This window comes from Dietzia sp. Cai40 (genome assembly GCF_014145165.1).
GTDB lineage: Bacteria > Actinomycetota > Actinomycetes > Mycobacteriales > Mycobacteriaceae > Dietzia > Dietzia natronolimnaea.
In genome coordinates, this window is the sequence record NZ_JAALEB010000480.1 from 1 (window position 1) to 1,678 (window position 1,678).

Here is a 1,678-nt window from a genome sequence, read left to right on the forward strand (position 1 = left end):
TAGACTGGAGCCATACCGAGAGGGCAGGAAGCCCCCGGAAACCCAAGGAGGAACACCATGACCGCAGAGTCCGGCACCGTGCTCGACGCCTTCACGCTCGAGACCGAGGACCGCCTCATCCAGGCCGAGATCCGCCTCATGCACGCCGACGACGGCACCGAGATGCTGTGGCACTACGAGAACGGACGCCTGGCCTTCGCCCACCCGGCCCGCCGCTGCGCCATGTGCAACGAAATCATCACCGCAGCGTCCGCCGGAGGCTGCTGCATCGCCTGCGTCGACGGCCTCGTCATCGGCTCCGACTGAATCCCGCTACCGGCCCACCCCACGGCGGGCCGGTAGATCGGACCCACCCCGAGAGGGCAAACCGCCCCCGGAAACCCAAGGAGGAACACCATGAGCACAGACACCGACTTCACGGTGCGAGCACTGCCCAGCATCGAGCCCGCCAGCACCGCCAATCCCACGCATCCGAGCGCCGCGAACGGGCTGCTCGAACCCGCACGGGAGCAGATCACCGCCGCCTACGACGAGCTGTCCCGCCTTCACGTCGACGCCCACACGGCCCGCGAGTGGCTCACCCAAATGGTCGCCACCATCGGCGCACAGCGCACGGAAGCCGAAACCGTGCCGCCCCGCACGAACCGCCCCGACATCGCGGAGGGCGACGGATTCGACCCCACCCGCCAGGAGTGGGCGGCGATTCACCAGATGCTCACCGTCGCACTCGCCGTCGTCAACGGCCGCCGTGGACGACTGCGCGACCTGTTCGACCGCCACTTCGCCACCGCCGCAGGCTTGGCCGGTATCAACGCCGCGGCCGACTGCGTCGCCGCCGCACAGACCAACACCACCGTGACCATCCGTCGCCAGCACGCCCAGGCGGTCCGCGAGCCCCGCCGCACCACCTTCTACGTCCCGGCAATCATCACCTGGGGGACCCGGTACCGCGCCCTGGCCGCCACGATCGTCCGTGACCACCACGGCCGCTACCGCTTCACCGGATTCACCATCCTGTGACCGACACCGACACGGGAGGCTCGCCCAGAAGGGCGAGCCTCCCGCTACATTTCACACCCCCCGCGCAATCCACAGCAGAGGCCGCACACGTTCTCCGCGGGCCTTCGGCCCGCAGCGGACGTGGCACCCTCACGAGCATGACCGAACCGATCAGCGGCACGTTCGACGACGTCACCCGCAAGGCTCTCAGCCACGCCCGAGCGGGCGACCACCGAGCACGCCCTGCCGAAATCAACGGGCACCGCGCCATCCTCACCCCGCACATGGACACCGACGGAAATCTCGACGCCGACGACCTCGCCGCCCAGGTCTACGCGCTGGCGCACGGAATGTTCTCCGACGACGGCCATTACACCGGCGGCTACTTCACCGCCGAAGGGATCGGGCACTACTCGCCCGCACCCGCCGACCTGGACGAACCGACGAGCCAGTAAGAGCAGGAAAAGAACCATCTGCCCGACCGGGGTGATGGTTCTAGCCCCAGCTCCCGCGTGCAACGCCCTTTGGCGCCTGCCGAACGCCAGCCCCAACGCGGTCACAGCACCCACGAGCCCGCTGGGGCGAACCGGTGGGAGGCCCTCTTTCCCTGCCACGCCGATCATTGGCGCTCCACTCCCGGCGTCAAGGTCGGCACCCTGCGGGTGCGCCGGCTCCGCCA

At 69.1% G+C, this 1,678-nt stretch carries 3 protein-coding genes; all 3 read left to right on the forward strand.

What is annotated here, in order from left to right; all coding sequences use genetic code 11:
- Positions 1-57: 57 nt before the first annotated feature.
- The 3 genes from G6022_RS16135 (at position 58) to G6022_RS16145 (ending at position 1,454) form a co-directional block, all read left to right on the forward strand.
- Entirely contained in the window at positions 58-306 is a 249-nt protein-coding gene (locus G6022_RS16135; protein ID WP_152129165.1) for a hypothetical protein, read from the forward strand.
- A gap of 90 nt (positions 307-396) precedes the next feature.
- Entirely contained in the window at positions 397-1,020 is a 624-nt protein-coding gene (locus G6022_RS16140; protein WP_182640197.1) for a hypothetical protein, read from the forward strand.
- 137 nt (positions 1,021-1,157) lie between these two features.
- Complete coding sequence (locus tag G6022_RS16145; RefSeq protein ID WP_182640196.1) at positions 1,158-1,454, forward strand: hypothetical protein; 297 nt, start codon at positions 1,158-1,160, stop codon at positions 1,452-1,454.
- The last annotated feature ends 224 nt before the right edge of the window (positions 1,455-1,678 follow it).

Bases quoted from the DNA above. Each gene is read 5' to 3' on its own strand.
- G6022_RS16135 (WP_152129165.1), top strand. From the start codon at position 58: ATGACCGCAGAGTCCGGCACCGTGCTCGACGCCTTCACGCTCGAGACC.
- G6022_RS16145 (WP_182640196.1), top strand. From the start codon at position 1,158: ATGACCGAACCGATCAGCGGCACGTTCGACGACGTCACCCGCAAGGCT.
- G6022_RS16140 (WP_182640197.1), top strand. From the start codon at position 397: ATGAGCACAGACACCGACTTCACGGTGCGAGCACTGCCCAGCATCGAG.